We start from the raw sequence: 25,399 nt of genomic DNA on the forward strand, positions 1-25,399 counted from the left end.
CGGCGTGACCACCTCGACGACCACGGTGCCCACCGGCGAGCGCGACGCGCTGCGCCTCCGTGCCTCGCTGCAGCGCGTCGTGCGCCTCAGCGGCGCGCTCGAGCCCGACCGGACGGCGTGCGGCCTCGACCTCTCGCCGTCCCACGCGCACGCGCTGATGCTGCTCGCGTCGGCGCCCGAGCGATCGCTCGCGCCGCGCGATCTCGCCGGCGCGCTGGGACTCGACAAGAGCAGCGCGACGCGCCTCGTGCAGCGGATGACCGACGCCGGCCACCTCGAGGCCGCGCGCGACGCGGAGAACGCGCGCTTCGTGCGGCTCGCGCTCACCGCGAAGGGCGCGCGCGCCGCGCGCACGGTGGAGCGCGCGAGCCTCGAGCGTCACGCGCGGCTGGTCGCGGCCATCCCGCGGCGCGAGCGCGCGCGGGTGCTCGGCGCCATCGAGATCCTCGCCGAGGCGATGGCGGCGGTGCCGCCGGGAGGTGAAGGATGACGCGCGCGCGGCTCGTGCTCGCGGTGTTCGTGCTCGGCTGCTCCAGCGCGGCCGAGCCGCCACCGGCTCCTCGCCCCGATCCCTCGGCCGAGCTCGCCGCGCTCGATCCGCGCACGCCGGTGCCGCTGCTGCCGCGGATGGCGGCGCACCAGCGCGCGCAGATGCGCGATCACCTGCTCGTCGTGCAGGAGGTCACCGACGCGCTCGGGCGCGACGATCTCGAGGCCGCTGCGAGCGCCGCGTCGCGCCTCGGCACGAGCGACTCGATGACCGCGATGTGTACGCACATGGGCGCGGGCGCGCCCGGCTTCACCGAGCGCGCGCTCGAGATGCATCGCCAGGCCGACGCGATCGCGCTCGCCGCGCGCAGCGGAGATCGCGCGGCGACGACGCGCGCGCTCGCGACCACGCTCGCGTCGTGCACGGGCTGTCACGCGGCGTATCGGCAGCAGATCGTCGACGAGGCGCAGTGGACCGCGCTCACGGGCGCCGCGCAGCCGCACGGCGCGCACTGAACAGAAGCTCGGCTCGCGCTCCCGTCCGGGTCCTCCGGGGCGAGCACTCCGGCTGGTGAACGAAACTCGGCTCGCCGCTCCGGTCCCCTTTCGTCCGCGCGCTTCGCGCGCTCCCGTCCGGGCCCTCCGGGGCGAGCACTCCGGCTGGGCGCGCACTGAACAGAAGCCCGGCTCGCGCTCACTCAACCGACGCTTCGCTCGGCCTTCCGTGCGCGACCGATCGGACGAGCACTCCGGCTGGGGCTCAGAACCCGCGCGCGGGCGTGGGTCGCTGCAGCCAATTCGTCGACGGATACGCGCTCTCGCCCGAGACGACGTGGAGCGTGTACGCGTGGCGCGACGCGGGCGATCGGTTCGCGTGGCTCATGTGCGGGACGAGCCCGTCGAGCACGATCACCGCGCCCTTCTCGACCTCGAGCGGCACGAGCCGCGACTCGTCCCACGGCGTCTCGTCGTAGACCTCGAAGCGCGTCGAGCGCCCTTCGCGAACGAAGCGCGACTTGAGCCCCGCGCGATGTCCGCCGGGGATCGCCCAGAGGCACCCGTTGCCGCGGTGCGCGTCCTCCAGCGCGAACCAGAGCCCGAGCATCGCCTCGGGCTCGGTGTGGAGGAACGTCGAGTCCTGATGACAGCGCACCTCGCCGCCGATGAACGGCTGCTTGAAGATGTACATCGACTGCATCAGCAGCGGCGCCGCGAGGCCGAGCTCCGCGACGAGCGTCTCGATCTTCGGATCGCGCGAGAACGCGTCGATCTCCGGATCCAGATCGTGCAGGGCGTGCCCGATCTTGTTGATCGAGCGCTCCTTCGGCTGCCGCAGCGCGCCGGTCTCGTCGAACGCGTCCTCCTCGAAGAAGAACCGGATCTCGCCCGCCGAGTCGAGGAAGTGGTCGTCGCTGTGCCGCGTCTGCTCGTTCGTCGTGAACACGGAGCGGTGCGCGTCGGGATCGAACGCCGCGACGAGGCGATCGGCGTGGGCGCGCAGCGCGTCGCAGCGGGCGGGATCGACGAACCCCTCGAGCACCAGGAAGCCGTCGCGGTGATAGCGCTCGCGCGCGTCGGGGCTCAGCACGTCCATCGCGTGAATCCATCACGCGCACGCCGTGCGATCAAGGTCGCTCGTCGCGGTGATCCCGCAGCGTGCGCATCGCCGGCCACGGCGCGCCGCCCCACTTCGGGCGCGTGAGGCGCTGCGACGGATAGATCCCGCGATGCCCGGTGAGCAGGTACGCGATCACGGCGACGATCACGACGTGCGGCAGCACGCTCGCGCCGAGCAGCTCGACCGCCATGATCGAGAGCGCGAGCGGCGCGTTCGACGCGGCCGCGAACACCACCGCGAGCCCGACGCCCGCGCCCATGTCGATCGGCAGGCCCATCGCGCGCGCGAGCACGCTGCCCAGCGCGGCGCCGACGAAGAAGAGCGGCGTGACCTCGCCGCCGAGGAAGCCCGCGCCGATCGTGATCGCGGTGAAGAGCAGCTTCGCCGCGAAGGCGTAGACCGGGAGCGACGGATCGGAGAACGCGCGCACGATGGTCGGCACGCCGAGCCCGAGGTACTCGCTCGTGCCCATCAGCTGCCACAGCGCGACGACCGCCGCGCCGCCGAGGAACATCCGGAACGGCAGGCGCGTGACGCGCGCCTTCAGCGTCGTCTTGATCCGGTGCGTGAGCTCGATGAACGCGGTCGTCGTCGCCGCCATCGCAATCGCGAAGAGCGCCCACTGCGCGAGCAGCAGCGGCGTGAGCGCCAGCGGTGCGATGGTCGGGTAGGGCGTGTGCGCGATCCCCAGCGCGCGCGTGACGAGATCGCCGACGATCGACGCGACGAGCGCCGGCACCAGCGCGTCGTGCTGGAGGCGCCCGAGCACGATGAATTCGAGCCCGAAGACGCACCCGGCGATCGGCGTGCCGAACACGCTGCCGAACCCGCCGGCGACACCGGCTGCGAGGAGCTGGCGCCGCACCGGACCGTCGACGCCGAGGCGGAACGCGATCGCGTCGGCGAGGCTCGCGCCCATCTGCACCGCGGTGCCCTCGCGCCCGGCGCTGCCACCGAAGAGGTGCGTGAGCACGGTCCCGACGAGCACCATCGGCGCCATGCGCAGCGGGAGCTGCGGGCCTTCGTCGTGGATCGTGTCGATCACGAGGTTGTTGCCGCCTTCGATCGGGGCGCCCCATCGCTCGTAGATCGCACCGATCACCAGACCCGCGAGCGGCAGCGTGAAGACGATGATCTCGTGCTCGGTTCGGAAGTCGGTCGCGAGATCGAGCAGCCAGAGGAAGAGCGCGGACGCTGCGCCGCACGCGACGCCCACGAGCGCGCCCAGCGCGACCCACTGACCCAGCCGCTTCCATCCCTCGCGATCGATCATCGGCGTCCTTCGCGCGCCGGGCGCCGAGATCCTCGGAGACGCACGACGTCGCGTCAAGCGCGCGTGGTACACACGGAGCGGTGCTCGGCCGGCGCAACGAGCGGATCGCGATGCAGGACGCGCTCGCTGCGGGCGCGCGTGTGGTCACGCTCGTCGGGCCGGGCGGCGCAGGCAAGACCACGCTCGCCGAGGCGCACCTCGCCCGCTCGCGCGCGGTCGTCGTCGAGCTCGAGAGCCGTCGCGATCCGCTCGCTGCGATCGCGGAAGCGCTCGGGCTGCGCAGTGTCGCGATCGGCGCGGGCGAGGTCGCGGCGGCGCTCGATGCGCGCGGCATCGTCGACGTGCTCGTCGACCGTGCGGAGGGCGTCGTCGACGCGCTCGCAGCGGTGCTGCCCGTGCTGCTCGAGGGTGCGCCGGACGCGACGTGGGTCGTCACGTCGCGCGTGCGCCTCGGGATCCGCGACGAGCACGTGATCGCGATCGGCGGGCTCGACGAGGACGATGCGATCGCGCTGCTGCGAGCGCGCGCCCCGGGCTCCCACGACGAGGCGTCGCTGCGCGCGATCGCACGCGCGACCGAGGCCATGCCGCTCGCGCTCGAGCTCGCGGCGGCGCGCCTCGTCGACGAAGACCCGATGCTCGTCGCGCAGCGCATCGCAGCGCACCGCGACGCGGGCGCGGTCGGCGCCGCGATCGAGGGCGCGCTCGACGCGCTCGCGCCGCGGCTCGCCGTCGCGCTGAGGGCCTTCGCCGCGCTGGAAGGGCGGTTCGCGCACGACGCTGCGGACGCGCTGCTCGATGGACCGGCGTCGATCGCGGCGCTGCGCGATCGTGCGCTGATCCAGCGCGCAGCAGACGGTGCGCCCGGATGGCATCGACTGCACGACGAGATCCGCACGCGGGTGCGCGCGCGCACCGCGCGGGACGAGGCGGCGTCGAACGAAGCGCGGCTCGCGTCGTGGCTCGCGCGCGAGGCACCGCGATGGGCGCACGATCTGCACGAAGGAGAGCCCGCTGCCGCGCTGCGCGCGCTCGCCGCGCACGAGCGCGACCTCGTGCTCGCGTTCGAGCGCTGCCGCGATGGTGCCCCGGAGATCGCGGCCCGCATCGCGCTCGGCCTCGAGGCGTGGTGGCTCTCGCGCGCGCCCGAAGCGCGCCACGCCGCGCTCGTCGACGCGGCGATCGAGGCCGCGGATCGCGCGGGGGAGCTCGCGCTCGCGATCGACCTCGCGCGCGTTCGAGCGCGGGCGCTCTTCCTGCGCGGTCGGCTCCCCGAGGCGCGCGCCGCGTGCGCCGATGCGATGCAGCGCGCGCGCGCCGGCGGTGATCGCCGTGGGGCGCTCGCCGTGTCGAACGTCGCGTCGGCGATCGCGCGCGAGATGGGCGATCCCGGCGCGGCGCGCGCCCTCGCGGAGCGCGCGATCGAGGAGAGCCGCGCGCTGGCCGACGCCGAGGCCGAGGTGCGCGCGATGCACAACCTCGCCTCCGCGCTCGTCGTCGCGAACGACTTCGTGGCCGGCCGCGCGCTGTATCTCTCGACGCTGGCCGCGGCGCGCGAGCTGCGCATGCGCCGCATCGAAGCGCTCTGCCTCGCGAACCTCGCGATCGTGCACGAGGTGCTCGGTGAGCTCGATCTCTCACGTGCTCGGAGCGCACAAGGGATCGCCGCGTTCGCGGCGCAGGGCGATCGCATGATGACGGCGAAGCTCGCGATGCGCGCCGCGCGCGTCGACATCCGCACCGGCGCGCTGGACGAGGCCGAGCGCGCGATCGCGGGCGCGACGGCCGACGCCGAGCAGCTCGGCGATCGCGGCCTCTTGCTCGAGGCGCACCTCGCACGCGCGGAGCGGCATGCCGCCCGTGGCGAGCGAGCGCGCGCGCGGGCCGAGGCGGACGAGGCGCTCGCGCTGGCCCGTCGGCTTCGCGCCGGCGCCACGGTCCCCGAGATCGAGGCGCTCCTCGCTGCGCTCGGGGACGACGTGCGCGAGGCGCGCCGCGTCGAGCTCACGATCGACGAGGACGCCTCGTCGTTCGTGCTCGATGGCGGCGCGCGCGTCGATCTCGCGCGACGGGCGAGCCTGCGCCGGATCCTCGTGCACCTCGCCGCCGAGCATGCGCGCGGCGGCACGGCCAGCGCCGCGGCGCTCATCGCGATCGGCTGGCCCGGCGAGAAGATGAGCCCCGAGAGCGGCGCCGAGCGCGTCTACACCGCGATCGCGACGCTGCGACGGCTCGGCCTCGCGTCGGTGCTCGCGCGCCGCGACGGCGGGTACGCGCTCGATCCCGCCGTCGTCGTCGTCGCGCCCGACGCAGTGCGGTGAGCGCTCAGGGATCGCCCCAGAGATTCGTCGTGCCGAAGTGCGCCTCGACGAACGGATCCGAGCCGTGGAAGCGAAGCGGAAGCGTCTGCGCGAGACAGCTCGTGTCGAGCTCGGCCTCGGGATCGCGAACGAACTGCAGGAGCAGCTCGCGCCCGCACGTCGTGGTGTGATCGTCGGTGAGGACGCCCTGCGCGATCACCGAGTGCGCAGCGTTCGGGATCTCGACGTAGCGCTGGTGCGCGCCCTCGAGCCGATCGCCCCAGGCGCGCGCGTAGCGAGCGGGCGTCGCGGTGTCGAGATCGGCGTTCATCCCGAACACGGGAATCGACGTCTCTCCGTACTGCCCGGCGAGCGCATCCGAGTAACGCGGCCAGCCGTCGATCTCCCACCCGATCGAGCGCGAGACTCCGCGGCACATCAGCGTTCCTTCCCAGCGCGACTGCAGCTCCTCGCGCGAGGGATCGCTCGGCTCCCACATCTCGCCGGCGACGATGTTGACCGCGAGCGGGAACGAGTACTTTCGCGGTCCCCCGCCGCCCCCTCCGCCGATCGGCGGTGCGCCCATCGTGCCTGGCTGGAAGCTCGCGCCAGACGCGAAGATCGGTCCGAAGAACAGCTGATAGAGGTGCTGGATCACCGTGCGATCCGCGTCGTCGCATCGAGCCATCCGATGGATCAACGCGGGCACGAGCTGACGCGTGCCGTACCCGAACATCATCTGTCCGAGCGCGGTGCGCAGCAGCTCCACGTCGACGGCGGGGTCACCGAGCATCGGACAGTGACCCGCGGCGACGCGCTCGTGCAGCGTCGCGAGCGCCGCGACCGGATCGTCGCCGAGGTGCGCGCGACACGCCTCGTGCTCCGTGCATCGCGCGAGGATCGCGCGCCCGGCCTCGTCCTCCCAGAGATCCTGCTCGGACAGGAAGCAGTCGTCGGGCGCGCACATCGAGTCGAGCACGACGCCGTCGGCCTGATCCGGCGCGATCTGCAGGTATCGATTCGCGAGATAGGTGCCGTACGAGATCCCGAGCACGACGACCTGATCGCCCTCGTCGTGCTCGAGGTCGATCAGGTGCTGCACGTCGTGCGCGGCGCTCGTCGTCGAGAAGTGCGCGAGGCGCTCGGCGCCCCATCGCGCGAGCATCGCGTCGCGGCACGCGGGCCACTCCTCCGGCACGATGTGCGCGCCTCCGGGCGAGAACGGCGCCTCTTCGTTCGTGCACACGAGCCGCGTCGAGTCACCGGTGCCGCGATGATCGGGGAAGTAGATGTCGAGCCCGGGATCTCGCGCTGCGATCGCGGCCGCCAGACCCTCGAAGTCCTGTCCCGACTGGCCGGGACCGCCCATGAGCACCCACATCGCGCGGCCCGATGGCTCGGCGGCCACGACGCGCTCGACGAAGAGCTCGATGTGCTCGCCCTCCGGCGCCGACCAGTCGAGCGGCACGCGCACGCGCGCGCACTCCGCAGTCACGCCGGGCGCGTCCTGCAGCGTGCACGACGCCCACGCGATGGCCTCGCTCGTGACGCTCGCATCCTCCATCACGCCGGAGTCGCTCATCGCGACGCTCGCGTCCGGCAGCGCCGCGACCTCGTCTCCACCACACGCCGCGAGCGCGAGCGCGAGCGCGAGCGCGAGCGCGCCCATCGTCCATCTCCTCGTCGCCAGGGACAGCCTCTCCACACGCACCTCCATCGAGGCGGTGCTAGCCGAGGCGTCTCGCGCGCTCGCCCGAAACGAGCCGAAATTCGCGGCGTGCGTGGATTGACGGGTGCGCCTGCCAGCCTCAGTGCGGACGCGCGCCGCTCATCCCGCGGCCCCGCGGCGGGACGGTGTCGAGCGTCGCCGTCAGCACGTCGACCATGTCCGCGGCACGACGATCGAGATCGGCGAACGCGCGCACTTCGCCGGTCACGGGATCCGCCACCTGCGCGCCGACGAGGAAGCCCGACAGCACCGCTTCGACGCCGGCCTCGCGCGTGCCGACGTGCAGGAAGCGCGTCGCGGTCTCCCCCGCGTGGCAGCCGCTGCAGGTCGTCAGCGAGAACTGGTGTCGCGCGGCGGCGTGATCCGTCAGCCCGGGCGCGTCCCAGAAGAACCGACTCGTGGGAGTCGGGCCGATCGCGCCCAGCTGTCCCGGCGGGACTCGATAGGACCCATCGAGGATCGCCGCCGCGTGGCTGCGGATCCGATTGCGCAGCTTGTTCGTCCCGTTCTCGGAGAAGTCCGGCGTCTGCTGGATCGGTGCGAGCCGCAGACCCGACTCCGAGAGCAGGAATTCGCGCAGCTCCCAGATCGGCGTGATCGCGATCTCGTTCGTGCGCACCTGGGCGATCGCGCTGCCGTTCGGGCGGTCGGGCGCCATGTTCGCGCCCGCGAAGCGATGCGTCACCTGCTCGAGCGCAGCGTTGTAGTCGGGGCCGAACGGAAGCGCGCCGAGCGCGTGCCAGCGCTGGGCCCACTGCTGCACTTCCGCGGCAGTGTCGGCGACCTGCGTGTACTCGAAGATGACGGTGAAGCGGAGTCGCTCTCCCGCCGGGCCGAGCACGCCGAACACGAAGCGTCCTTCTCCCGCGTGCCGGGTGTGCGCGTCCTCGCTCCCGCCAGGGCCCGAGAGCTCGGCGTCGCGCAGATCGAGCCGATTCACGATGGCGAGCAGTCGGAACGGCGCAGTCGTGAGATCGAGATTGCACGTCGTCGCGCCGGCGGCGCATCCGCTCCGCGCCAGCCACGGATCGATGATCAGCGTCCGGACCGGCGGGCGCGCCGGAGCGATGGAGTCGCCGAACTGCTGCTCGACCTCCCATTCCCGCAGCCACTGCATCACGAGCTCGCCGGGCCGGAGGTCGCCCGCCATCTCGCTCACCAGGTGCCCGAAGGTCCACACGCCGCGGCCTGGCGTGCCTTCGGGCGCGCTCCACTCAGTGCGCACGGGGTCCTCGACGACCGAGAGATCCGTGATCATCAGCTCGCGTTCCACGTCGATCACGACCGAGCCCGGCGCGGGGATCGTGCCGACGGGCTGCGCGCCCGCGTCTCCCGGCACCAGCACCACGTTGCCTGGGCCCTGCGTCGACTCCGTCGCTCCCTCGAGAGCGGGAGCCCCGGATCCCGGCGTCGTCCCTCCGCTGCATCCACCCCACACGAGCGCGCCGGCGACGGCAGTCCACGTGAAAACGCGATTCCAGTGCATCTCTCGGTCTCCCTCTCGAGTGCAGGAGTCGCGTCCCGATTGGCACGCATCGACTCCCATGCTCGAAAGGTACGGAGCGCCAGTCTGCCCAGGAACGGGGGGATCTCCCGACAGCGCGAGGACACGGCGTCAGAAGTTCGCGGCGACCGCCGCCTGGATCGTGACTTCGTCCGGGAAATCGCTGAAGTCGTAGAGCTGCGAGAAGAGCTTGATGCGAAACGCTCTGTCGGGGATGAAATTGAGCCCCGCGGTATAGCGGAGGATCATGCTCTCGGAGCGCAGCGGCGAAGTCGCCGCGACGTTCCCGATGCCACGCAGTCCATCGAAGCGCCCGATCAGCTCGACCGCCGGATGCAGTCGTAGCTCGAGGTCCACGTACCACCCGTCCTTCAAGAAGAAGTCGTCGAACCGGCCGTTCTCGCCGGGCCCGCAGGCGAAGCGGCTCGCGGGATCGTCGCCCACGGCGAATTCGGTGCGGCGCAGCAGGTACTCGGCCCGGATCGTCAGCGGGGGTCCCGCCCGGAGCTGCGCCCGCCGCGCATCAGACCGTCGTAGTTGGTGAGGTCCAGCGCCGAGAGCTGATATCCGACACCGTTGCGACTCTGATCGTGGCACGTGCAGCCTCCTTCGCGCGGAGCGCGCGCGAGCAGCGGGAGCACGTCGACGTGGAACGAGACGGCGCGATCGGGATCGGAGTCCGCCGGGTCGCAGCGTCCGACGATCGGCCCGCCGACATCGGGCGCGATCGGATCGAGACATCCTCCCAGCGCGAGCAGGCCCGCGACCGAGAGGCCGACGACTCGCCCGCTCAACTCGGGTCCTCCCACTCGATCTCGTAATTGCGCAGGTCGTTCGTGACCTCGATCGCGATGACGTCCGGGTGCACCGCGACCGGGCCCGAGGGCGCGCGCATCACGAGCTCGTCCGCGTCGCGCACGCTGCCGGGCTCGAAGGTCTCGCCCATCGTGATCTTCACGACACGCGAGCGGCGTGTACGCGTCGGACTGCGCCATCCCGGCGCGTCGGCCCTCCGCGAAGACGACTTCTTCGTACTCCTCGTCTCCGCGTCGGGCGAGCAGGTAGACCTGTGCCTCGCTCACGATCCGACTGCGCGCGAACGTGAGCACGTCGCGCCGTCCCGTGGGCGCGAGCGCAGCGACCCAGAGGCCGCGGTAGTACACGCGCTCGGTCGGGCGCGGCGCGCGGCGCACTCCGCGATCCGCCGAGACCTCGGGCAGCGTGGCCGGCGCGCTGAACCAGCGCTGCGTGGGTGTCGGCTCGTCGACGAGCCCGAGCTCCACGGCATCCGCGATCCCGCGCACCGACACGAACCGCTCTCCACGTCGCGGCGTCGTCGACCAGCGGCTCGAGGCACCCGCTCGCGACCACGACGAGCACGAGCGCCGGCGACACGCGCGCTGCGCGGCGGGACCCACGGAGTCGCGCCATCCGCTCACCGAGCCCCGACGCGCGCGGTGTAGCGGACTCCGTAGGACACGTCGGCAGTGCCGGTGTCGGGGCGCAGTCGAGGGCGGAGTCGGGACGTGACGTCCTGCACGCACTCCGAGAGGCCCGGCAGCGAGCCGCCACTGGCGCTCACGTGCTGCGGGATGCCCATCTCGTCGACCACGAGCCCGACCTCGACGGTGCCAGTGCCGTCTCGCTGTGCGCGCTGTGCCGCGCTCCGATAGCAGCGCTCGTACTCGTCCTCGAGCCGCTCGATCGCCTGACGGACTGCGCTCGTCGGGATCGATCCTCCGGTCCGCAACGCGTCGATCGACACCCGCGCATCGAGAGACGGAGGTGCGATGGTGGACGGGAGCACCGATCGCGCAGTCGGCTCCTCCGGCTGCGCGGGCGGCGGGACCTCGGCCCGCGCCGGGGCGGGCGCCTCGACGATCGTGCCATCGGGCTCCGACGCTTCGTGCTCCGCCGAGTCGCTCGCGCCCGGCTCGTCGAACGTCGTGCGCGCCGCGCTGCGGCGGGATGTGCGAGCGGACGGGGCCCGCGCGCGCGTGGTGGTCGCGAGCGTCGCCTCGTCGTCGCCCTCCGACGGCGTCGCCGGCACCACCGGCAACGGCGGCATCGCGGGCGGAACGCTCGGAATCGACACGCGGATCGCGCTGGACGCGAGCGCGCCGGGCAGCGCGTCCTGGATGCTCGGCACCGGCGTGGTGAGCGCGAGGATCCACCCGCCGAGCATCACCGCGAGCGTCATCGCGAACCCGACACCGGCCCAGAACGCGTGAGGCGCGCCGGGCGCGTCGGGCGGCATCGAAGTCGCGTGTGTCGGAGTCGAGGAGATCCGCTCGTGCATCGGAGTCGGAGGAGCTCCCGACGACGGCGCGGGCATCTCTCCCGAGTCGATCGCTTCGCCGACCGGGATCCGCTCGGTCGGATCGGAGCGCTCACGCGCGGCCTGGACGAGCGCGCGCTTCTCGCGGTATTGCAGCGGGAAGAGCTCGAGCATCCACTCCTCGAGCTCCACTTGTCCCAGACTGGCGCGCTCCGCGCGATTGAACTCTCGCAGCGCACGGCTCATGTCCCGCGCCGTCTGCCATCGCACGCTCACGTCGCGCGAGAGCGCTCGGAGGACGATCGTGTCGAGCGCCGGAGGCACCGTCGGGTTGAGCGACGACGGAGCGGGGATCTCGGCGCTCAGCACCGCCTGGAGCGTCTCGATGTCACTCCCACGCTTGAACAGCTGCCGTCCGACGAGCATCTCCCAGAGCGTCACTCCGAGGGACCAGAGATCGCTCCGCCGGTCGACCTCCTGACAGCGCATCTGCTCGGGCGCGATGTACGCGAGCTTGCCCTTGATCGTGCCGGGCTCGGTCTGTTGGATGCGCCCGGTACAGCGCGCGACACCGAAGTCGACGACTTTGACGCATCCGTCGTAGGTGAGGAACAGATTCTGCGGAGAGACGTCGCGATGCACCACGTCGAGCAGCGCGCCGTCGTCACCGCGCAGCTCGTGCGCGGCGTGCAGTCCCTCTGCTGCTTGCGCGAAGATCTCGGCGAGGTGCGCAGTCCACTCGGTGCGCCCGCGCTCGCGCAGAGAGCGCTGGATGGACGAGAACGTCTCGCCCATCAAGTACTCCATCGCGATGAAGTACGTGCTCTCGACTGCTCCGAAATCGAACACGGAGCATACGTTGGGGTGCGTGATGCGCGACGCGACGCGCGCCTCGTCGAGGAACATGTCCACGAATCGCGCGTCGCGCGCGAGGTGCTCGTGGATGCGCTTCAGCGCGACCACTTTGCTGAATCCCGCGCTCGAGATCGTGCTCGACAGGAACACAGTCGCCATTCCGCCCGCGGCGAGCTCGGCGCAGAGACGATATCGGCCGAGCTCGCCGAGGACGGCTCGTTCGGTCGAGATCGTGGTCGGCCCCGCGTCGGTCATCGATCACCCGTGCCCCCTCCGCGCGCTCTGCCCGCCTCGGCGAGCAGCGCGGCTGCGTTGCAGTCATCGCCAGTATTGGCGGGCACGGGTGATCAGGATATCGGGGGTAGTCCCGACGCGGATCGCGGCGGCGACGCGGCGAGATTGGAAATCTGCCGCCACGATCCTTTGCGGCGCAGCGACGCGCGACGTATACGCGCGGCGATGGACATCGAGGGCTCGCGGACGTCGCTGCGCGAATTGGCGCTCTTGTTCCTGCGCCTCGGCGCGACCGCGTTCGGCGGCCCCGCCGCGCACATCGCGATGATCCACGACGAGGTCGTCGTGCGCCGCAAGTGGCTGAGCGAGGAGCGCTTCCTCGACCTGCTCGGCGCCGCGAACCTGATCCCCGGGCCGACGTCGACCGAGCTCGCGATCCACGTCGGATGGGAGCGCCGTCGCGGCGCGGGGCTCGTCGTCGCGGGGGTGTGCTTCATCGTGCCCGCGATGTTGATCACCGCGGCGTGCGGCTGGGCGTACGTCGAGTACGCGGCGCTGCCCCAGGTCGGGTGGATCCTGTATGGCGTCGCCCCCGTCGTCCTCGGCATCGTGGTGCAGGCGATCGCGGGGCTCGCGCCGAAGGCGGCACGCACTCGGGTGCTGCGGTTGCTCGCGGCGCTCGCGGTGGCGCTCGTCGCGATCGGCGTGCACGAGCTCGCGGTCCTCTTCGTCATCGGTGTGCTCGCGACGCTCTCGCAGCGCGACGCGTCACCCTCTGCGCGCACCGACGCGCCGCCCGCCGCGCCGATGTGGTGGTGGCCGTTCGGCGGTGCGGTCGCCGCCGGCGCGAGCGGGATCACGCTGCCCGCGATCTTCTGGGTGTTCTGCAAGATCGGATCGGTGCTCTTCGGGAGCGGCTACGTGCTCCTCGCGTTCCTCCGCGCGGACCTCGTCGAGGATCTCGGCTGGCTCACCGAGGCGCAGCTCGTGGACGCGGTCGCGGTCGGTCAGGTCACACCGGGCCCGGTGTTCACCACCGCGACGTTCATCGGCTACGTGCTCGCGGGCCACGCCGGCGCGCTCGTCGCGACCGCGGGGATCTTCCTGCCTGCGTTCACGTTCGTGGCGATGAGCGGTCCGCTGGTGCCGCGCATCCGCAGCTCGCGCGTCGCGTCCGCGTTCCTCGACGGCGTGAACGTCGCGTCGCTCGCGCTGATGGTCGTCGTCACCGCGCAGCTCGCGCGCGCGACGATCGTCGACGTGCCGACGCTCGCGATCGGCCTGCTCAGCGCGGTCGTGCTCGTGAAGTGGAAGCCGAGCTCGACGTGGCTCGTGCTCGGCGGCGCTGCGCTCGGCTGGAGCATGCACGCGCTCGGCCTCGCGTCATGAGCGCTCGACGTGATCGAAGAGCGCGCGGATCGCGGGGCGCAACGCGCGCATCGCGGCCGCGACGGTCGGATACCCCGCGTCGGCGGCGACCCGCTCCCATCCGTGCGCAGATCGCACGCGTGACTCGACCAGAGCGCGCATTCGTGCGTCGAGCGCACGAATCGCGTCCGCGTGGTCCTCGACGTAGCTCGTGACCGCGAGCGCGACGGCGTCGAACGGCTGCGGCCCCGCGACGTAGCGCGCCACGATCGCGCGTCGCGCGTCCTCGTCGAGCGGCGGAGGCGTGGGCAGGTCTGCGCGCAGCGCGCGTTCGAGCTCGGGCTCGAGGCCCACCTCGCCATCGGCGTCGAGCAGCGCGAGCTGTCGCGGCAGGTTGCGCGCGAGCTCGATGCGCATCGACGCGACGAGCGCCGCGCCGCGGTCCGATGCGGGGCGCACCATCACCGCGGCCGGCTCGCCGGTGCGGCTCCCGCGCGAGGCTCCGACGCGCACGAGCTCGTAGCCGAGCTCGCGTCGGAACCGAAGGAGCTCCGGCGTCGCGCCGAACATCGTGCCGAAGAGATCCGGCGAGTACGTCGCGTGCACGTGCTCGACGAGCCGGCGCGCGAGGCCGCGCCGGCGCAGCGACGGATGGACCGCGATGCGCACGCTGCGCACCATCCGCAGCGCGCCCGCCTCGGCGAACCCGGCGTGCGAGATCAGCGTGTCGGGAAGGGCGTGCCCTCGGATGCGCCCGCGGCCGCGCGCGAGGCGATCGCAGAGCTCCGGCGCGAGGGCGCCCTCGTGCGCGATCACGCTCGCCGCGACGACGTGGCCTCGATGCAGCAGCGCGTGCACCGCGAGGTTCGGTGCATCGAGCATGCGATGCAGATCGCCCGGCGTGGTGCGGTAGTGCGCGTGCACGAGCAGCCCGAACAGCTCTCCGAGCAGCACCTCGTCGCGCGCGAGCCGTGCGCGATCGACGACCGCGTGCTCCAGCGCGTGCTCGTCGATCTCGTCGATGGCGGCAGGCTCGGCATCGAGCGCGAGGGCGTGCTCGACGAAGCGCTCGAGCGGGTCGTCCTCGCCCCACCGGATCGGGCGCACGAGATCGAGCTCCACCATCGGTCGCGGCTCGCTGCGCGCCCACTCGAGGAAGCGCAGCACGAACCCGCGCCCGGTGCCTTCGTAGCCGCGGCACGTGCTCGAGAACGCGATGCGCGCGTGCGGGTGCGCGCGGGTGATCCGCTGCAGCAGCGGCACGGGGAGCTGCGCCGCCTCGTCGACGACGATCACGTCGAACGGCTCGCCGTCGTGCGCGAGCGCGCGCGGGGTCACGAAGCGGACCGCGCCTTCGCGCACGGCATCGGGCGCACCGAGCGCGAACCGGAAGATCTCCGCAGTCGCATCGCGGCTCGCCGCGCTCACCGCGACACGCTGCGCCGGAGATCGCGCGATCGCGTCGCGGATCGCGAGGCCGAGCGCGCTCGACTTCCCGCGCCCTCGATCCGCGAGCAGCACCGCGAGCGCCGGCGCGCCGCCGGCGAACGCCGCCCCGAGCACGTCGATCACGCGACGTTGCTCGGCATCGCCGCTCACCTCGTGCGGCGCCACGCCGATCGTCGCCTCGTCGTCGCGCGCGGTCGTCGTCGCGAGCACGCGCTCGAAGCGCGCCCAGAACCGGTGCGCGACGTCCGTCGCGGTGTGCGGCGCGACGATCAGCTCCTCGTCCCGCGCGCTCGGGATCTCGCCCTCGGGCGGAAGCCGCAGCACGAGCGTGCCGCCGCCCCAGATCATCCCGCACGCGAGCCCGAGCACGTCGGCGTCGAGGCCCGCGTGGAGATCGAGCACCACGACGTCGAACGCTCGCCCCACGAGCGCGCGCACGCCGTGCTCACGCACGCTCACGAAGCGCGTCGCCGGCTCGCCGACCCAGAGCACGCGAGCGTCCTCGAGCGCAGCAACCCGTGCGAGCGCGGCGGCGCGCGTCGCGTCGGCGCTCCCGCGCAGCACCACGCAGCGACGATGGCGCGGGCTCATGGCTCAACGCGGCGGGCGTCGCGATCCCCGCGCGAGGAGGTCGCGCGTCCCCGCGGGCAGCATCTGCCGGAGCCGCCACGCTTGCGTCGTGAGCCGTCGCTCTGCGTCGCCGAGCGCATCGCGCATGCGCGCGTTCATCAGCGTCGGCACGACCACGAGCAGCGTGCTCGTCAGCAGCAGCGTGATCGTCGTGGTCGCCTCGGGCAGCTCCACGATCCGCGGCTCGGCGTGGAGCCCGCTCGACGAGAACGAGTACGCCGGCGGCGTGACGCCCAGCACGTCGAGCGCGAACGGCAGCACGATCGCGAGGACGCCCGCGATGGTCACCCACACGCGATGTCGCGCGTCGGCGTGCAGCGCGAAGAACATCGTGTTCGTCGCGGCGAGGCCCGGCACGAGCACGAAAGGCCCGAACACGCCCGCGGTGAACGCGATCGCCAGCGAGCTCGTCGCGAACAGCGCGAGCCCGAGGGGCGCGCTGATCGGTCGAGTGCGCCCGATGAACGCGGCGACGAGGGCGGACGACGCGACGAGCACACCGATCGCGAGCACCGTCGGCAGGTGTCTCACGCCCATCAGCGCGAGCACCGGAACGAACACACACCAGAGGAGATAGCGGCGCGCCGCCGAGCTCGCCGCGCGCCTGCGCTCGTCGTCGCGCGCACGCTCGAGCTCCGGCTCGACGTCGCGCGGGACCTCGCCGTTCGCGCTCGGCTCGACGAGCAGGTGCGTCATCAGATCGAGCGCGGCGGCGTTCGTCGGATCGAGCGCGACCACGCGGCCGAGCTCGCGCAGCGCGTCGGCCCGCGCCGCCTCGGTCGCGTCGGGCGTCGACGTGCTCAGGTGCTGCTTCGCGCGCTCGAAGTGCTCCTCGGCGAGCCGCGCGCGCAGCTGCGTGTCGCGGTCGCCGTCGAGATATCGCTCGACCATCTCCGCGAGCGCACGCGCGCTCGGGAGGCGATCCTCGGGCTCGGTCTCCGTCGCGCGGGCGCACGCATCCGCGAGCTCCGGCGGCAGCTCGTCGCGATCGAAACGCGAGCGCGGCATGCCCTGCATCGTCGCGGAGAGCAGCGAGATGGTGCTCTGGCCCGGCACCATCGGCTCGAGCGTGAGCAGCTCGAAAAGGATCGCGCCGAGCGCGTAGACGTCCGCGCGCGCGTCGACGTGATCGGTCGCGCCGCGCGCCTGCTCGGGCGACATGTACCCGGGCGTGCCCATGAGGCTCCCCGTGACCGTCGCGTCGTCCTCGGAGGCCGCGAGATCGAGCGGCTCCGTGCTGCTCTCACCGCGCACCTTCGCGAGGCCCCAGTCGAGCAGGTGCACCTCGCCGAACTCGCCGAGCATCACGTTGCCGGGCTTCAGATCGCGATGGATCACGCCGCGGCGATGGGCGTAGTCGACCGCGAGGCAAACCTGCACGAACGCCGTCAGCAGCTTGCGGCGCGACGGCACGCTCTCCCGATCTCCATCGCGCGCGCTGCGCAGGATCGAGTCGAGCGAGCGCCCCCGGATCCGCTTCATCGTGAACCACGGACCCTCGCCGTCGGCGAGCCCGACGTCGTAGACCGGCACGATCGACGGGTGCTCGAGGCGCGCCTGGATCAGCGCCTCGCGCGCGAAGCGAGCCCGCGCGCGCGGGCGCTCGCGCACGTCGTCGAGCATGCACTTGAGCGCGACGTCACGACCGATCACCTCGTCGTGACAGAGCTTGACCTCGCCCATGCCCCCGACACCGAGCACGGCCTGCCCGCGGTAGCGCGTTCGGTCGATCGCCATCCCCGAGCGATCGTCGCGCGGTGCACGCGGCGCCTCGTCGCTCCACAGGGTCGCGTCGCTCCGCGGATCCGATGCCCACGTGGTCGCGATCGACGAAGACGGCTCGTCGTCCCGTTCACTCATCGCGATCCCGAGCGTCGCCGAGAGCGCGATGCCGATCCAGCACGAATCACCGGCTCACGTCACGCGTCGTCGCCGTCGTCCCGCTCGAGCCGCGTGATCAGGCGACCGAGCTCCTCGCGCAGCTTCGTGAGGCGCGCGACCGATCGCTCGTCGTCGACGTCGAACCCCGCGCGGCACGCGAGCGACACCGGCACGCGCCGCGCTTTCGTGCGCAGCGCGCGCCCTTGCGCCGTCAGATGGATCCGCACCACGCGCTCGTCCTCCGCGTCGCGCCGCCGCTCGAGCAGGCCTTGCTGTTCGAGCCTCTTGAGCAGCGGCGTGAGCGTGCCGGAGTCGAGCACCAGCCGCTCGCCGAGCCGCTTCACCGGCACGCCGTCCTCCTCCCACAGCACCAACATCACGAGGTACTGCGGATAGGTCAGACCGAGCGGCTCGAGCAGCGGCCCATAGGCGCGCGTGAGCGCACGCGACGCCGTGTAGAGCGCGAAGCAGAGCTGCTGGTCGAGGCGGAGCGGATCGTCGGCGGCCACGGGCCCTCGTCAGGCGAGTCGCAGGGACACAGCGATGTTACCGCGCGTGGCGTTCGAGTACGGGCAGACCTCGTGCGCCGCGTGCATGAGCGCTTCGGCCTGCTCGCGCGGGAGCTCGGGCGCGCTCGCGACGAGCTCGACCGCGAGACCGAACCCGCTGCCCGCGGTGCCGATCGTCACGTTCGCGGTGATGGTCACCGGGCCGGTCTTGATCTTCTGCATGCGCGCGACGAGCGAGTACGCGCTGCCGAAGCACGCCGCGTAGCCGGCCGCGAAGAGCTGCTCGGGGTTCGTGCCCGGCGCGCCGTTGCCGCCGAGCGCGCGCGGCATCGACACCGGTAGATCGAGCGTTCCGTCGTCGCTCGCGATGCGTCCTTCGCGTCCGGCCGTGGCGCTCGCGGTGGCGGTGTAGAGGGCCTTGTCGAGGTTGATCCGGGGCGTGCTCATCGTCGTGTCCTCCTGCGGCGGCGCCGCGATGAACGATGAGTAGCGTGCGATTCGATTGTGCGCAATCGAATTGTTGGCGACGGGCTCCGCGCCCTCGGGAGACGCGCGGCGCTCACGCGCGCCGGATGCGCGCGAGGTGGCGCTCGCAGGCCGCCTCGTCCTCCGAGATGAGCTCCGTGCTCATCACGCCGCCCGAGACGCTCGTTCGCTGGTGCTGCATCGCGACGACCTTGCTCGCGACGAGCACCGCGCTGCCCTGGAAGTTCTTCCGCAAGCTGCTGTAGTGCTTCGCCTTCTCCATCATCGCCGCGGCCTCCGGGCTCAGCGGGCGCAGCTCGCGGATGTCGCAGAGCACGCGATAGTCGGCCCCGCGGAACGCGTCGATGGCAGCGTTGTGGGCGACGAGGAAGGCGCGCATCTCGTCCTCGCCGAAGTGGCCCTCGAGCCGCAACACGAGGATCCCAGGGCGACTCTCACCATCCACCGACCACGTGCCCATCCGTACTGCTCCCGCGTCCCCGTCGAATGACCGGTATCATGGATACGGAGCATTTGTCGCCGGGTCGTCACACGTTCGTGATCCGCGTCATGCGTGCGGCGTGGTGAAACGTGCGATGCAGGCGCCTGAAACGCGCTGAAACGAGCGTTTCACGCGCCGCCGTCGTCGATGCCCAGCTCCCGCATGCGTCGCCACAGCGTGACGCGGCTGATCCCGAGGATCTGCGCCGCGCGCTCGCGGTTGCCGCCTGCGCGCTCCAGCGCGCGACGCACGCGCGTGACCTCCGCGGGCTCGCCCTCCGGCGCGGGCGCGGGCGCGTTCACCCGCGTCGCCGCTTCGACCACGTCGGGCGACGATCCCGGCTCCGCGATCTCCGCCGGGAGATCGCCCGGCACGAGCACCGGGCCCTCGCCGATGACGTACGCGTACTCGAGCGCGTTGCGGAGCTCGCGCACGTTGCCAGGCCACGGATGACGCTCGAGCACTGCGAGCGCGGCCGGCGAGATGCGCGTGACGCGACGACCGCCCTGCCGATTGAGCTCCTCGATGATCTTCTGCGCGAGCAGCGCGACGTCGGCAGGGCGCGCGCGCAGCGGGGGCACGAAGATCGGGATCACGCGCAGGCGGTACATCAGATCGGCGCGGAAGCGTCCTCGCTCGACCGCGGCGCGCAGCGACTGGTGCGTCGCCGCGACGATGCGCACGTCGACCGCGATCGGGTCGCGCCCGCCGACGGGGATCACGGTCTTCGTCTCGAGGACGCGCAGCAGCTTCGCCTGCAGGTCGAGCGGCATCTCCGCGACCTCGTCGAGGAACGCGGTGCCGTGATCGGCGCTCTTGAAGAACCCGGGCTGATCGCGCACCGCGCCGGTGAACGCGCCGCGCACGTGCCCGAAGAGCTCGCTCTCGAGCAACGTCGCGGGGAGCGCCGCGCAATTGATCGCGGCGAAGGGCCCCTTCGCGCGGGGCGAGAGCGCGTGGATCGCGCGCGCGAAGAGCTCCTTGCCGGTGCCGGTCTCGCCGCGGAGCAGCACGCTCGCGTCGCGCCGGGCCGCGCGCTCGGCGATGTGAAACGCGTGTTTCATCGCGCCGTCGCGCGTCCACATGCCGTGGAACAACACCGGCACGTCGCCCTGCTCGCTGGCCTCGGCGGCGAGCAGCAGCACCCAGCCGATGCGGTTGCCGGCGCGCTCGATCGGCGTCGCGCGCACCACGACACGGCGCTCGACGCCGCCCGGCGCCGGGCGCATGACGGTGCCGGTGACCGCGACGCCCTTCGCGAGCGCCTCCGCGATCGGCCGGTTCACCGAGGCTCCGCAGAGCAGCTTCGGCGCGCTCACCCCGAGCGGCACGTCGGTCCCGACGAGCTCCACCGCGCCCGCCGTCGCGAGCACGATCGCGAGGCTCGCGTCGAGCACCAGCGCCGGTCCCGCGAGGTCTTCGAGCGCGCTCGCGGCGAGCGGCTCGTCGTCGTCCGCGCCGCGACGTTTCACGCGTTTCATCGGCGGCAGGATACGTGAAACGTATGTTGCGCGCGTTCAGCGCGGCCGCAGCGCGCGCTGCAGCGGGCACGCCGCCGCGTCGAGGCCCGCGCCTCGCCGGTACGACTCGAGCAATCGCTTCGATCGCTCGGCGAGCATGCGCCGCACCCGGCGTCGCTCGCCCTTGATGCGCGCGATCTGCATGTCGTCGTACGCCGTCGTCTGGTGGCGCATCCACGCGATCACCGCGGACTCGGCGCGCTCCTCGATCGGGATGCGCTCGGTGCGCGCGACGGTGCCGCTGCCGACCGGCGTCGCGTGCGCGGTCACCGCGTCGGCGAGCCGCGCCGCGAGATCGGCGTGCCGCGGATCGAAGTCGAGATAGGCGAGGACGGCCGCACGGAAATCGCCGACGTACTCGACCTGCTTCTTCTCGCGCCGGGCGCGGCCCGCCTCGAGCTTCTTCGTGTACGCGGGAGCGGCGCGCTCGGTCTCGAGCGCGGCGCGCGCCGCGGCGACGTGCTCGGCCGGGGCCCACACGCCGCGCGAGAAGAGCTTGCGGCCGACCTTCTCCTGGACCGTCCACGTCGGGCCTGCGGCCTTCACGCGCCGGGTGAGCCCCGCGTCGCCCGGCGGCAGGAGCGCCCATCCCGCGGGCACCGCGAGCGTGCGCCCATCCGACGTGATCACGGTGCGCGGCTGCGAGCCTTCGCGAACGACGAGCGTCTCGGTCGACATGCGGCGCGCGAATGTAGCGCAGCGATCATCGAGGTGGCGTGGGCGGCGCTGCGGGCGTGCACGCGTGAGCGCGCTCGCAGTCGCGCAGCGACGCCCACCACGCGCGCTCTCGCTCGCTCAGCGCGTGGGTCTGGCGATAGGCGAGCTTGCCGTCGCGACCGACGCGTCCGGTGGGCTCGCGCCAATACAGGCGCTCTCCGTGCACGGCGACGCGGCGCGCCCCGAGCTCCGACACGAACGCGTCGGACACCGCGGGCTCGACGCGCGGCCGCGTCCAGAGCGGTCCGGTGAACCGTAGGACTCCTCGTGCGTCCACGACGAAGCCGCGTCGGTGCACCTGCCAAGCGCCGACGGGCCAGTCGCGGGGAGCCCATCGCGGCGGCAGAAGGTGCTCGAGCACCACGTGGCGGCCCATCAGTGTGCGCGTGTCGAACGTCGCGAAGATCTCGCCCTCGACGTCGCGCCAGGGCCGTCCGACGTGGCTCGCGAGCCAGCGCTCGGCGGGCGAGAGCTTGTCGCGCGATCCGCGACCCACGCGCTGCGCGCGCTCGGGCACACGCGCGTCGGCGAGGTCGGGATCGAGCTGGACGTCGCGGAGATAGGCGCGCTCGATCGCGCGCTCGTCGCGGTGCGACTGGCGTCGATCGTCGCGGTTGTGGAAATAGCGGCCGCCCTCGACGACGGTGCGACTCAGGTCTTTGGTGCTCACGAGCGTGTCAGTCGCGCAGAGAAGAGGATCGAACAAAGAGCGTCACGGATAGGTGTCCTGGCCATTGGACGACGAGCTCTTTCGAGCTCGGCGGGATTCGAACCCGCATTTCCGCTTGATAGGCGATAACCCGTTGACTGCGGCTCGATCCGAAAAAGAACGGAAAGGTCCGGACAAGAGAACGCGCGAGGGGGGTGACCTTGTGAAGAGGTAACCCTCGTGCAGCGGCCCGGACCTCCCGGATGTGTGATCAAGAGCGGACGCCGTTCCCCTGGAGGAACGCAGCGAGGATCGCCGGCGCGGCCGCGTCGAACCCGACGACGTCGAGCATGCCCGGGTCGTTCGGATCCGCGATCGTGAACTTCGTCGCGGTCATGCCGGTGACGACGAGCTTCGCGGGGATGCCCGTCTTCGCACGATACGCCGCGAGCGCCTGGTGCGGATGGATGCTGCCGAACCAGGTCTCGTTGTCGGTGTAGACGCAGAACGCGTCGACGCGAAGATTGCGCTCCGTCGCGTGGAGCATCGGAATCGCGCAATCCGTCGCGCTGAACGGGAGTCGGCTCGTCTTCTCCACCACGTCGTGCAGGCGCATGCGCGCCGTCACGTCGAGCGGAACGAAACGATCCGAGAACGCCATGATCTGGTAGTCGCGCTCGGTGCGCGCCGTGATCAGCGCCATCGCCGCCGCGGCCTCGCGAGGCGTGAGGGGCGAGCCCGCGAGCTGGCCCATCGACATCGAGCCCGAGACGTCGAGCGCGAGCATCAGCGTCTTGCCCGTGGGCTCGACGTTGACGAACGCGAGATCGAACGCCGCGTCGAGCGCGTCGACGATCGTCGACACCGGCGTCCACACGAGCGAGCCGCGGAGACCGTGGCCCGACGCGTAGGTGCGCAGCGCGATGAGCAGGTCCATCGGGTGCACGCGCGACTTGCGGATCGCATCGCGATCCCCGAGACGCGCGACGATGCGCGACGTCGCCGCCGAGCCCGGCGCGACGAGGCCGTTCGCCGTCATGCGCGCGAGGCTGCGGAGCATCGCGTGCAGCGGCATGCGCGGCAGCAGCGCCTCCCAGACCTCGGGACGTGCGAGATAGATCGAGGGGATCATCTCGTGCGTGAGCCCGTGCTCCGTGATCAGCGCCGCGACGTCGCGCGACGAGAGGTCCTGCGCACGAACGCGCGCGAAGCCCTCGACGAGGCGCGGCATCGCGCCCGCGTCGACCGCGGGGTAGGTCGTGGTCGCGTCCGCGCGCTTCACCTCGCGCGGACCGAGCGCGCCCTCACCTGCGACCGCCCAGCGCAGGAGCGCATGCGTCGCAGGATCCTTCGCCTTCGGGTGCGCGAGACGGAGCACGTCGCGGTGCGAGACACCGTCGCGCTGCGCGTACTTCGCGAGCTGGTACGCGAGCTCGTCGGGCGCCTTCGCCACGTACCACGCCGCGATCGCCTTGCGGAGCGCGCGGCCCCAGCCACGCAGCGCCTGCACCTCGCGCACGAAGCGGAAGAGGTGCGTGCCGGTGCGGCAGACGCGCGGCATCGCAGCGAGCGCACGCGCGCGCACCGACGGCACCGCGTGCGACGCGGCGAGCGCGAGCGCGAAGATCGCGGGGTCGTTCTTGGGCGCGCGGCCCGACTCGCTGATCGCGACGATCGTGTCGACCGTGCGCGCACCATCGACACCGAGGCAGCGGACGAGCGCGCTCGCGTTCTCGATCGTCAGCGCACGCTCGGTCGCGTAGTACGAGCCGCCCTCGCTGCCGAGGATCAGGAAGCGCTCGAGGCGCGCGAAGTCGTCCAGCGCGAACGTGAAGCCGCCCGCCGAATTGCGGACCTGACGCGCGTCGGCGCGCTCGCTCTGCGGCGTCGCGTGTGGCGTGAGGTGGCGGGCATAGCTCGACATGACGACCTCCGTTCGGCCCGCGCCGCGGCGTCGGGCGGGCGGCCCCTGAGCAGCGCGCGTGCCGCGGCACGAACGTGCGGATGTCGGCTGAATTCGCGGAATCTGTCGCTTCGCGCCTATCCAGGAATATCAGCTGCCGATACGGCTGGAGAGTGCCAGTCGGCGCCGGTGGTTTGGGCTCGCCGATCGGGAGCTACAGAGATCCTCATCGTGTCGATCGATCCCTGGATCCTCGTCGTCGTGCTCGGAGCGACCACGCTGCTCCTCGGCTGGGCGCTGTGGTCGATCAAGCTCGAGCTGCACACGCGATGGTGCGAGGTGGGGCCGCTGCGGCGCGGCGAGCGCTTCCACGAGATGATCGCGACGCTCTCGCTGAGCAGCCTCACGCACGGCAACGACCTGCGGATCCTGCAGAACGGCGACGCATACTTCGCGTCGCTGCTCGCCGACATCCGCGCGGCGCGCTCGTCGGTCCACTTCGAGACGTTCCTCTGGAAGACGGGCGAGTGCAGCGGTGCGCTCGTCGACGCGCTCTGCGAGCGCGCGCGCGCCGGCATCCCGGTGCGCGTCCTGCTCGACGGCATCGGCGGGAAGATCACGCGCGAGGAGCGGCAGCGCATCGAGGCCTCGGGCGCGACGCTCGTCTTCTACAACCACGCGCGGTTCCGGAACCTCGGCACGTACAACACGCGCGATCACCGCAAGCTCGCGGTGATCGACGGTTGCATCGGGTACGTCGGCGGGCACTGCATCACCGACGACTGGCTCGGCGACGCGCAGGACCGCGCGCACTTCCGCGACACCAGCGCGCGCGTCGAAGGACCGATCGTGACGCAGCTCCAGGGCGTGTTCTCGGACAACTGGACCGAGGCCGCGGGCGAGCTGCTCGTCGGAGAGGAGCTCTTCCCCGCCCCGCGCGCGTCGGGCCCCGTGACCGCGCACCTCTCGTATCTCAGCCTCGCGCGGCGCACCTCGTCACTGAAGGTCCTGCACCACCTCGCGATCGAGTCCGCCGAGCGCGAGATCCTGATCCAGAACCCCTACTTCCTGCCCTTCGGCGGCGCGCGCGACGCGCTCTGTCGCGCGCGGAAGCGCGGCGTGCGAGTGCGAGTGATGGTCCCCTCGCGCGAGGCGACCGACGCGAAGATCGTCAGTCACGCGACGCGCCACGCGCTGCGTCCGCTGCTCGAGTGCGGCATCGAGATCTACCTCTACGACCGCACGCTGCTGCACCAGAAGGTGTTCGTGATCGACGGCGTGTGGGCGGGCATCGGCTCGACGAACTTCGACGATCGATCGATGGACATCAACGAAGAGGTCACGCTCAGCGTGTTCGACGAGGGCGTCGCGCAGGAGCTCACCGCCGCGTTCGAGGCGGATCTCGCGCACGCGCGCCTGCTCGGGCTCGAGGAGTGGCGCTCGCGCAGCTTCGTCGAGAAGGCGACCGACTGGCTCGCTTGGACGGCGCGCGCGCAGCTCTGATCGCGCGGCGCGCGTGATGCACT

22 protein-coding genes and 1 tRNA gene are annotated in these 25,399 nt (G+C 72.1%); 5 read left to right on the forward strand and 18 right to left on the reverse strand.

The window, feature by feature from the left end; translation table 11 throughout:
* Window positions 1–4: 4 nt before the first annotated feature.
* Together DB32_RS06515 and DB32_RS06520 are read left to right on the forward strand one after the other, a co-directional pair.
* Complete coding sequence (locus DB32_RS06515; protein WP_053231550.1) at window positions 5–490, forward strand: MarR family winged helix-turn-helix transcriptional regulator; 486 nt, start codon at window positions 5–7, stop codon at window positions 488–490.
* Window positions 487–1,005 carry a cytochrome c gene (locus DB32_RS06520; protein WP_053231551.1) on the forward strand — a complete coding sequence of 173 codons (519 nt, stop codon included), beginning with the start codon at window positions 487–489 and terminating at the stop codon, window positions 1,003–1,005. The genes DB32_RS06515 and DB32_RS06520 overlap by 4 nt, the downstream gene beginning before the upstream one ends.
* 244 nt (window positions 1,006–1,249) lie before the next feature.
* Here DB32_RS06520 and DB32_RS06525 read toward each other — a convergent pair whose 3' ends face one another.
* The gene (locus tag DB32_RS06525; protein ID WP_053231552.1) at window positions 1,250–2,083 is read right to left on the reverse strand and encodes a phytanoyl-CoA dioxygenase family protein; all 834 of its coding nucleotides are present in this window, start codon (window positions 2,081–2,083) and stop codon (window positions 1,250–1,252) included.
* Between the two features lie 31 nt (window positions 2,084–2,114).
* Window positions 2,115–3,380, reverse strand: a complete 1,266-nt coding sequence (locus DB32_RS06530; protein ID WP_053231553.1) for a chloride channel protein — start codon at window positions 3,378–3,380, stop codon at window positions 2,115–2,117.
* An 80-nt stretch (window positions 3,381–3,460) separates the two neighbouring features.
* On the opposite strand from DB32_RS06530, the gene DB32_RS06535 reads away from it, so the two are divergent.
* Entirely contained in the window at window positions 3,461–5,701 is a 2,241-nt protein-coding gene (locus DB32_RS06535) for a hypothetical protein (RefSeq protein ID WP_053231554.1), read from the forward strand.
* Window positions 5,702–5,705: 4 nt separating this feature from the next.
* Here DB32_RS06535 and DB32_RS06540 read toward each other — a convergent pair whose 3' ends face one another.
* The 6 genes from DB32_RS06540 to DB32_RS06560 form a co-directional block, all read right to left on the reverse strand.
* A complete protein-coding gene (locus DB32_RS06540; protein WP_053231555.1) occupies window positions 5,706–7,349 on the reverse strand; it encodes an alpha/beta hydrolase in 1,644 nt (547 codons plus the stop codon).
* A gap of 139 nt (window positions 7,350–7,488) precedes the next feature.
* Window positions 7,489–8,754, reverse strand: coding sequence for a hypothetical protein (locus DB32_RS06545; protein WP_157068785.1), 1,266 nt, complete (start codon window positions 8,752–8,754; stop codon window positions 7,489–7,491).
* Between the two features lie 270 nt (window positions 8,755–9,024).
* Window positions 9,025–9,357, reverse strand: a complete 333-nt coding sequence (locus DB32_RS06550) for a hypothetical protein (RefSeq protein ID WP_053231557.1) — start codon at window positions 9,355–9,357, stop codon at window positions 9,025–9,027.
* A gap of 41 nt (window positions 9,358–9,398) precedes the next feature.
* Window positions 9,399–9,707, reverse strand: coding sequence for a hypothetical protein (locus DB32_RS06555; protein ID WP_053231558.1), 309 nt, complete (start codon window positions 9,705–9,707; stop codon window positions 9,399–9,401).
* A complete protein-coding gene (locus DB32_RS46455) occupies window positions 9,704–9,871 on the reverse strand; it encodes a hypothetical protein (RefSeq protein WP_157068786.1) in 168 nt (55 codons plus the stop codon). The genes DB32_RS06555 and DB32_RS46455 overlap by 4 nt, the downstream gene beginning before the upstream one ends.
* 477 nt (window positions 9,872–10,348) lie before the next feature.
* Complete coding sequence (locus DB32_RS06560; RefSeq protein WP_053231559.1) at window positions 10,349–12,301, reverse strand: serine/threonine protein kinase; 1,953 nt, start codon at window positions 12,299–12,301, stop codon at window positions 10,349–10,351.
* 204 nt (window positions 12,302–12,505) lie between these two features.
* On the opposite strand from DB32_RS06560, the gene chrA reads away from it, so the two are divergent.
* Entirely contained in the window at window positions 12,506–13,669 is a 1,164-nt protein-coding gene (gene chrA / locus DB32_RS06565) for a chromate efflux transporter (protein ID WP_053231560.1), read from the forward strand.
* Here chrA and DB32_RS06570 read toward each other — a convergent pair.
* The 10 genes from DB32_RS06570 to DB32_RS06610 form a co-directional block, all read right to left on the reverse strand.
* Window positions 13,664–15,688, reverse strand: a complete 2,025-nt coding sequence (locus DB32_RS06570) for a tRNA(Met) cytidine acetyltransferase TmcA domain-containing protein (protein WP_053231561.1) — start codon at window positions 15,686–15,688, stop codon at window positions 13,664–13,666. The two genes, chrA and DB32_RS06570, sit on opposite strands and share 6 nt — an antisense overlap.
* Window positions 15,689–15,691: 3 nt before the next feature.
* A complete protein-coding gene (locus DB32_RS06575) occupies window positions 15,692–17,464 on the reverse strand; it encodes a serine/threonine-protein kinase (protein ID WP_169791361.1) in 1,773 nt (590 codons plus the stop codon).
* Between the two features lie 182 nt (window positions 17,465–17,646).
* A complete protein-coding gene (locus DB32_RS06580; RefSeq protein ID WP_053231563.1) occupies window positions 17,647–18,117 on the reverse strand; it encodes a MarR family winged helix-turn-helix transcriptional regulator in 471 nt (156 codons plus the stop codon).
* Between the two features lie 9 nt (window positions 18,118–18,126).
* Window positions 18,127–18,564, reverse strand: coding sequence for an organic hydroperoxide resistance protein (locus DB32_RS06585; RefSeq protein WP_053231564.1), 438 nt, complete (start codon window positions 18,562–18,564; stop codon window positions 18,127–18,129).
* 112 nt (window positions 18,565–18,676) lie between these two features.
* Window positions 18,677–19,018, reverse strand: a complete 342-nt coding sequence (locus tag DB32_RS06590; RefSeq protein ID WP_157068787.1) for a hypothetical protein — start codon at window positions 19,016–19,018, stop codon at window positions 18,677–18,679.
* A 194-nt stretch (window positions 19,019–19,212) separates the two neighbouring features.
* The gene (locus tag DB32_RS06595) at window positions 19,213–20,565 is read right to left on the reverse strand and encodes a sigma-54 interaction domain-containing protein (protein ID WP_053231566.1); all 1,353 of its coding nucleotides are present in this window, start codon (window positions 20,563–20,565) and stop codon (window positions 19,213–19,215) included.
* Window positions 20,566–20,601: 36 nt separating this feature from the next.
* The gene (locus DB32_RS06600; protein ID WP_053231567.1) at window positions 20,602–21,282 is read right to left on the reverse strand and encodes a DUF2293 domain-containing protein; all 681 of its coding nucleotides are present in this window, start codon (window positions 21,280–21,282) and stop codon (window positions 20,602–20,604) included.
* Between the two features lie 25 nt (window positions 21,283–21,307).
* Complete coding sequence (locus DB32_RS46460; protein WP_157068788.1) at window positions 21,308–21,991, reverse strand: hypothetical protein; 684 nt, start codon at window positions 21,989–21,991, stop codon at window positions 21,308–21,310.
* An 81-nt stretch (window positions 21,992–22,072) separates the two neighbouring features.
* Window positions 22,073–22,138, reverse strand: a tRNA-Ser gene (locus DB32_RS46465).
* 103 nt (window positions 22,139–22,241) lie between these two features.
* The gene (locus DB32_RS06610) at window positions 22,242–23,894 is read right to left on the reverse strand and encodes a TROVE domain-containing protein (RefSeq protein WP_053231569.1); all 1,653 of its coding nucleotides are present in this window, start codon (window positions 23,892–23,894) and stop codon (window positions 22,242–22,244) included.
* Between the two features lie 210 nt (window positions 23,895–24,104).
* Here DB32_RS06610 and DB32_RS06615 point away from each other — a divergent pair, with 210 nt between their 5' ends.
* Window positions 24,105–25,376: a phospholipase D-like domain-containing protein gene (locus tag DB32_RS06615; protein ID WP_053231570.1), complete on the forward strand. Its 1,272-nt coding sequence runs from the start codon at window positions 24,105–24,107 to the stop codon at window positions 25,374–25,376.
* The last annotated feature ends 23 nt before the right edge of the window (window positions 25,377–25,399 follow it).

It is taken from the genome of Sandaracinus amylolyticus (assembly GCF_000737325.1).
Lineage (GTDB): Bacteria > Myxococcota_A > Polyangia > Polyangiales > Sandaracinaceae > Sandaracinus > Sandaracinus amylolyticus.